We start from the raw sequence: 7,026 nt of genomic DNA, 5'->3' as shown, positions 1-7,026 counted from the left end.
GGGCTTGTCCGCGACGTCGACCGAGCGGGCCGCCCGCCCGCGCCCGGACATCGAGCGGCCGGACGCTACCGGCGGGCGGGCCGGACACCGTACAGCCCGCCCGCCGGAAGCGCCCGGCAGGGGAATCACACGCACGCGCCCCGGAACCACTCACCGGGGCCACGCGGTCACGCCCCGCCGTCGCCCTCCCGCTCCGCGAGGAACCTCTCGAATTCCCGGCCGATCTCGTCGGCCGACGGCAGCTCCGCCGGCTCGGCGACCAGATTGCCCCGGGTCTCCGCGCCCGCGATCGCGTCGTACTGGTGCTCAAGTCCCTGCACCATCGAGACCAGTTCCTCGTCGCCCTCGCCGAGCTGCCGCTCGATCTCGGTCTGGGTGCGCTGCGCCTCCGTACGCAGCGAGTGCGCCACGCTCGGCAGCACAAGTCCGGTCGCGGCGGTGATCGCCTCCAGCGCGGTCAGCGCCGCGTCGGGGTACGAGGACCGCGCCACATAGTGCGGAACGTGCGCCGCCACACCGAGGACATCGTGGTCCGACTCCATGAGCCGGTACTCGACGAGCGACTCGGCGCTGCCGGGGACCTGTGCCTCGTCGAAGGCGTTGCGATGGCCCGGCATCAGGTCGGTACGGTTGCCGTGCGGGGTGATACCGACGGGACGGGTGTGCGGAACACCCATCGGGATGCCGTGGAAATTGACGGAGAGCCGTACACCGAGACGCTCCACTATCTGCCGTACGGCGATGGCGAAGCGCTCCCACTCCACATCCGGCTCGGGCCCCGACAGCAGCAGGAACGGCGCCCCCGTCGCGTCCTGCACGAGCCGTACGTCCAGCGTCGGCGCTTCGAAGGACGTCCAGCGGTCGCGCCGGAAGGTCAGCAGCGGGCGCCGGGCGCGGTAGTCGACCAGCCTGTCGTGGTCGAATCGGGCCACCACCTGGTGCGGCAGCGACTCCAGCAGGTTCTCGACGATCTGGTCGCCGGTCTCGCCCGCGTCGATATAGCCGTCGAAGTGGTACAGCATGACCAGGCCCGCCGACTCCTGTGCCAGCGCCATGTCGACGACGGCCAGGCCCTTGGGCTCCCATTCGTACAAACCCTGCGGATCAAGCACGATTACCGCTCCTCCTCGTGTTCGTTACGAAGAACACGTCATGGGGCGCAGGCATTCCCCGCGCCCCATGCGACAAACCCGCGCCTCAGGCAAGAACCCTCTCATGCAGCGCGGTGACCGTCTTGCGAGCGGAGGTGAAGGCGCCGTGCTGCCAGGCATCGGCGTACGAGAGGTGGTCACCGGCGAAGTACACGCGCCCCGTCGGCTTGTTGAGCGGATCGAAGACCGGCGCGTCCGGCCCGCCGGACAGGGAGTGCCAGGCGGCCTCCAGATACGGGGTCTGCCGCCAGTGGTGGGAGAAGGAGGAGACCAGTTCGGAACGGTACTTCTCGCCGTGGATCTTCACGCCCTGCGCCACCGCCCGCGCCTCGCGCTCGCGCGGTGAGAGCTGGGCGTACGCGTCGGCCGACGCGCCGGTGTTGTAGTAGCCGACGATGACACCGCGCCGGCCGTGGTGCCCGTACGACGGGTACCACACATGGGCCAGATCGAGATCGGTCTCGGTGATGCCGCCGTAGATCCGGTGGTCGCTCTCCCACCAGCGGCTGCGGTATTCGAGACCGATCTTGCCGGCCGACGAGGGGCGGCAGGCCTCCAGCGCCGCCTGGACGGCCGGACCGAGGTTGTGGGCGGTCTTCGCGAGGATGTTGGGGGGCAGGGCCGCGACACAGTAGTCGGCGTCGATGGTGCGGACGCGGCCGTTCTGGCGGTAGGTGACGGTCACGCCGTGCGCCTTGTCGGTGATCTTCTCGACGGCCGCGCCGGTCTTGATGCGGTGCCCGCCTATCTCCCGGGTCAGCGCCGCCGGTATCCGGTCCATGCCGCCGACCGGCTGGAACATCAGCATGGCCTGGTCGTAGCCGAATTCGAAGGAGAAGTAGCGGCCGACCCCGCTGGCGAACACCTCGGACGCGGAGGGCACCGGGCCGAGTTCGACACCGGGTGTGCCGGCCGCCGCCGGATCGACGCTGTAGCCACGGCGTTCGCTGCCGGTGTAGGCGAGCTTGCTGCCGATGTCCCCGAAGCCCCTGAGGAATTCGAGCAGCCGCTCCTGGTCCTCCGCGGTGAGCTCCGCGTCCAGTGCGCCCTTGCCGGTGGCCTTGGCGAGCAGTTCCGAGACATAGCCGTACACATCGGCCTTGGCGGTGCGGTGGCGCACCGGGGCCGTCATCCCGGCCTTCTCGTTGTAGATGTAGGCGCTGGAGTTGGTATTGGTGAACACCTCGACGGGAACGCCCAGTTCACGGCAGTAGTCCAGGGTGACCATCCACTGGGCGATCCGGGCCGGTCCCGCGTTCAGATACTGGCCGTCGCCGAATCTCGCGGTCTGGCGGTTGCCGTACAGATCCAGGTTCGAATCCCCGCCGCGTACGGTGAAGTTGCGCCCGCCGGTACGGTCTCGGGCCTCCAGGACCGTACAGTCGTAACCCGCCTTGCCCAGTTCGTACGCGGTGGCCAGGCCGGCTATGCCACCGCCCACGATGACAACTCTGGCCGCGCCCCGGCCCGTGAGCGTGAAGTCCCCGGCACGGGGAGCCCGGTAGACGGGTTCGCGGCTCGCGGCCTCGGCGGTGGGGGCGAGGCCCAGGGCCCCCATGGTGGCGAGCATCGCTCCCGCTCCCCCGGAGATGCCCACCTGGCGCAGAAAGCCGCGGCGGCTGGTGCCCGTGATGGTGTTCGGCGCATGGCTCATGTCCCGCTACCCCTTCCGGTCTTCAGATGTGCCGGGATCCTGGCAACCGCTTGTTACGGCCCATCAGATGGGTGTGTGTCCCACGCGTTGCCCTCCGCTCACCGCCACCCCCCGCACACGGGCATTGGTCTGGACCTTGACATGTCCAGACCGCATCCTTACGGTCACAGGACAGCGAGAGTTCAGAAACACAGCCAGCGTTCATGCATGAGAACGTTCAAAAACCCCCACATCCACGGGAAGGCACCCCCATGCGCACCCGAACACTCCTCCCGGCCCTTCTGACCGGGCTGCTCGCCACCGGCGGACTGGCTCTGCTCACCCCGCCGGCCGGAGCCGCCGGAGCCGCGGCGGTCATCCAGGTGACCACGGCCGCGGAACTGAAGGCGGCGCTCACCGCGGCACGCCCCGGCGACACGATCCAGCTCGCCGACGGCACGTACAAGGGGAACTTCAAGGCGACGACGCCCGGCACGTCGGGGTCGCGCATCACGCTCACCGGTTCGTCCGCCGCGGTCCTCACCACCACCACGGGCGGCGGATACGCGCTCCACCTCAACGGCGCCGCGTACTGGACCGTCAAGGGCATCACCCTCACCGACGCCCAGAAGGGCATCGTCGCGGACGCGGCCAACGGGGTCGTCATCGACTCGGTGACCGTGCACAACCTGGACATGGAGGGCGTGCACTTCCGCCAGTCCAGCAGCGACGGCATCCTCAGGAACTCGCGGATCTACGACACCGGCAACGACGGCCGGGGCATGGGTGAGGGCGTGTATGTCGGCACCGCCAACACCCTCTCCGACCGCAGCGACAACGCGCAGATCCTCAACAACACCATCGGTCCTGATGTCGGCGGCGAGAATGTCGACATCAAAGAGGGCACCACCGGTGCGCGGATCATCGGCAACACCTTCGACGGCGGCGGTCTCACCGGCGCCAACTACGACGACTCATGGGTCGATGTGAAGGGCAACAACGTCCTTGTCGAGGGCAACACCGGCAAGAACACCACCAACAACGGCTATGAGACCCACACCCAGCAGAGCGGCTGGGGCTGTGGCACGGTCTTCCGCTCCAACAAGTCGGATCTCCGCGGCTCGACGGGCGCCGACCAGCTCGCGGTCAATGTCACCAACAGCAGTTCGAGCTGCCGTACGACGGTCTACAGCAGCAACACCGTGACGGGCGGCAAGGGCCTGACGAACATCGCCGTCACCCCCTGATCCGTCACCTTCCCGAGCCGTCACACGCTGCGGACCACGCTCCGCAGCACAAGGCGACGCACCAGGCATGCGGAAGGCCCGCTCCCCTTGCCCATCGGGGAGCGGGCCTTCCGTACGTTCAGATACAGCTACCTACCGACTGCGAGTGCCCGAGCGTCAGCTCTGGCCGCCCGCCAGCTTCTCGCGCAGAGCCGCCAGGGCCTCGTCCGACGCCAGCGCACCGGAGTTGTCCGCCGACTCCGAGGAGTACGAACCACCCGAGGCGGCCGGGGCGGTGCCCCCGCCGGCCGGAGCGGCCGCGCCCTCGGCGGCAGCGGCCTCGTCGGCCTCGCGGGACTTGATGACCTGGGCCTGGTGCTGCTCGAAGCGCTGCTGCGCCTCGGCGTACTGGCCCTCCCACGCCTCGCGCTGGCTCTCGAAGCCTTCGAGCCAGTCGTTGGTCTCGGGGTCGAAGCCCTCGGGGTAGATGTAGTTGCCCTGGTCGTCGTACGACGCGGCCATGCCGTAGAGCGTCGGGTCGAACTCGACCGAGGCCGGGTCGCTGCCGAAGGACTCGTTGGCCTGCTTCAGCGAGAGGCTGATGCGGCGGCGCTCCAGGTCGATGTCGATGACCTTGACGAAGATCTCGTCGTTGACCTGGACGACCTGCTCCGGGATCTCCACGTGGCGCTCGGCCAGCTCGGAGATGTGCACCAGACCCTCGATGCCCTCGTCGACACGGACGAACGCGCCGAACGGAACGAGCTTGGTGACCTTGCCGGGAACGACCTGCCCGATCTGGTGGGTCCGGGCGAACTGCTGCCACGGGTCTTCCTGCGTCGCCTTGAGCGACAGGGAGACACGCTCGCGGTCCATGTCCACGTCGAGCACCTCGACGGTGACTTCCTGACCGACCTCGACGACCTCGGAGGGGTGGTCGATGTGCTTCCAGGACAGCTCGGAGACGTGCACGAGACCGTCGACCCCGCCGAGGTCCACGAACGCACCGAAGTTGACGATCGAGGAGACGACGCCGGAGCGGACCTGGCCCTTCTGGAGGGTCGTGAGGAAGGTCTGACGGACCTCGCTCTGGGTCTGCTCCAGCCAGGCACGGCGGGACAGGACCACGTTGTTGCGGTTCTTGTCCAGCTCGATGATCTTGGCCTCGAGCTCCTTGCCCACATAGGGCTGGAGGTCGCGGACGCGGCGCATCTCGACGAGGGAGGCCGGCAGGAAGCCACGGAGGCCGATGTCGAGGATGAGACCACCCTTGACCACCTCGATGACCGTACCGGTGACGATCCCGTCCTCTTCCTTGATCTTCTCGATCGTGCCCCAGGCGCGCTCGTACTGCGCGCGCTTCTTGGACAGGATGAGACGGCCTTCCTTGTCCTCCTTCTGGAGAACCAGGGCCTCGATCTCATCGCCCACGGCGACGACCTCGTTGGGGTCGACGTCGTGCTTGATGGAAAGCTCGCGGGAGGGGATGACGCCTTCGGTCTTGTAACCGATGTCGAGCAGGACCTCGTCCCGGTCGACCTTCACGATGACGCCGTCGACGATGTCGCCGTCGTTGAAGTACTTGATCGTCTCGTCGATCGCGGCGAGGAAGGCTTCCTCGTTACCGATGTCGTTGACCGCAACCTGCGGGGTGGTGGCGGTGGTCTCGGTGCTGCTCGTCATGTGGGAAAGGGCTCCGGTACGGACATTGAGTCGTAGGTACTGCCACGCCGGGAACCCGTATCGCCTCTGCAAAAGCCGGACAGCCGAGGAAGCGCCGGCCCCGGTGCAGGGAAAGCGCCTCGACAACCGAGGAGACTTTCATACAGATGCGAGCGCGGCTGCTACGTCTGAGGCGCGCAGGCCCGCAGCGCAACCTTTAGCATACGGGGGCAGCCGGGCACGGTCAATGCGCGAAGGCGCACACCCGGGGCGGAACCTCACATACCCGGCACAACCCGCGTTTGATGAGGCCAGCGCGCCCGGCCGGGCCGCCCCTCACCACTACTGCCAGCACACTACGACGACGGACACGATGATCCAAGAGCACGAGCGAGAAGCGCCCCGGGAACCTGAGCGCCGGGAGTCGGGGCCCCCGGAGTACGAGCCCCTGGAAGCCGGCTCCGCGGAGCCCGAGGCGACCCGCCGCGAGAGCGGTTCCGCCGAGAGCAGCCGGGCCAACCGCGGCTGGTGGGACAGGAACGCCGACGAGTACCAGAACGAGCACGGCACCTTCCTCGGCGACGACCGGTTCGTCTGGGGCCCCGAGGGGCTCGACGAGGTGGAGGCCGAGCTGCTGGGCCCGCCGGAGTCGCTGAAGGGCCTGGACGTCCTGGAGATCGGGGCGGGCGCGGCACAGTGCTCGCGCTGGCTGGCGGGGCAGGGCGCGCGGCCGGTGGCGCTCGATCTGTCGCACCGCCAGCTCCAGCACGCGCTGCGGATAGGCGAGGGCCGCTCCCTGACGTTTCCGCTGGTGGAGGCGGACGCCGGGGCGCTGCCCTTCCGTGACGGCTCCTTCGACCTGGCCTGCTCGGCCTATGGCGCGGTGCCCTTCGTCGCGGACCCGGTGGGGGTGTTCCGGGAGGTACGGCGGGTCCTGCGGCCGGGCGGACGGTGGATCTTCTCCGTGACGCATCCGATCCGCTGGGCGTTTCCCGACGAGCCGGGGCCCGAGGGCCTTTCGGTGTCGGCCTCGTACTTCGACCGGACGCCCTATGTCGAGCAGGACGAGCACGGGCGCGCGGTCTATGTCGAGCACCACCGGACGGTCGGTGACCGGGTACGGGACGTGGTGGCGGGCGGGTTCCGGCTGGTCGACCTGGTGGAGCCGGAGTGGCCGGACTGGAACTCGCAGGAGTGGGGCGGCTGGTCCCCGCTGCGCGGGAGTCTGATCCCGGGGACGGCGATCTTCGTCTGCGAACGGGACTGAGGGCGGAGCTGAAGGTACGGGGACGGGTACGGCGGGGGTACGGGTGCGGCCGGTTCGGGGGCCGGGGTCCAGGTACGGGTACGGCAC

5 protein-coding genes are annotated in these 7,026 nt (G+C 68.7%); 2 read left to right on the top strand and 3 right to left on the bottom strand.

Annotation, left to right across the window (positions count from 1 at the left end; genetic code table 11):
- Nucleotides 1-167: 167 nt before the first annotated feature.
- Both WH07_RS25475 and WH07_RS25470 read right to left on the bottom strand, forming a co-directional pair.
- Complete coding sequence (locus WH07_RS25475; protein WP_046504563.1) at nt 168-1,112, bottom strand: PAC2 family protein; 945 nt, start codon at nt 1,110-1,112, stop codon at nt 168-170.
- Nucleotides 1,113-1,197: 85 nt separating this feature from the next.
- Complete coding sequence (locus tag WH07_RS25470) at nt 1,198-2,721, bottom strand: flavin monoamine oxidase family protein (RefSeq protein ID WP_079023554.1); 1,524 nt, start codon at nt 2,719-2,721, stop codon at nt 1,198-1,200.
- A gap of 335 nt (nt 2,722-3,056) precedes the next feature.
- Here WH07_RS25470 and WH07_RS25465 point away from each other — a divergent pair, with 335 nt between their 5' ends.
- Nucleotides 3,057-4,031, top strand: a complete 975-nt coding sequence (locus WH07_RS25465; protein ID WP_046504557.1) for a right-handed parallel beta-helix repeat-containing protein — start codon at nt 3,057-3,059, stop codon at nt 4,029-4,031.
- Nucleotides 4,032-4,187: 156 nt separating this feature from the next.
- Here the strand turns inward: WH07_RS25465 and rpsA are convergent, their stop codons facing one another.
- A complete protein-coding gene (rpsA, locus tag WH07_RS25460) occupies nt 4,188-5,693 on the bottom strand; it encodes a 30S ribosomal protein S1 (protein ID WP_046504555.1) in 1,506 nt (501 codons plus the stop codon).
- 352 nt (nt 5,694-6,045) lie between these two features.
- Between rpsA and WH07_RS25455 the strand changes: the two genes are divergently transcribed.
- Complete coding sequence (locus tag WH07_RS25455) at nt 6,046-6,939, top strand: class I SAM-dependent methyltransferase (RefSeq protein WP_232789060.1); 894 nt, start codon at nt 6,046-6,048, stop codon at nt 6,937-6,939.
- Nucleotides 6,940-7,026: the final 87 nt, after the last annotated feature.

The organism is Streptomyces odonnellii (assembly GCF_000981895.1).
GTDB lineage: Bacteria > Actinomycetota > Actinomycetes > Streptomycetales > Streptomycetaceae > Streptomyces > Streptomyces odonnellii.
This window is presented reverse-complemented; position numbering and strand designations above follow the sequence as displayed.

What these genes read in the sequence shown, in the direction of transcription:
- WH07_RS25470 (WP_079023554.1), bottom strand. Translation starts at nt 2,721, where the DNA reads ATGCTCGCCACCATGGGGGCCCTGGGCCTCGCCCCCACCGCCGAGGCC.
- WH07_RS25465 (WP_046504557.1), top strand. Translation starts at nt 3,057, where the DNA reads ATGCGCACCCGAACACTCCTCCCGGCCCTTCTGACCGGGCTGCTCGCC.
- rpsA (WP_046504555.1), bottom strand. Translation starts at nt 5,693, where the DNA reads ATGACGAGCAGCACCGAGACCACCGCCACCACCCCGCAGGTTGCGGTC.
- WH07_RS25455 (WP_232789060.1), top strand. Translation starts at nt 6,046, where the DNA reads ATGATCCAAGAGCACGAGCGAGAAGCGCCCCGGGAACCTGAGCGCCGG.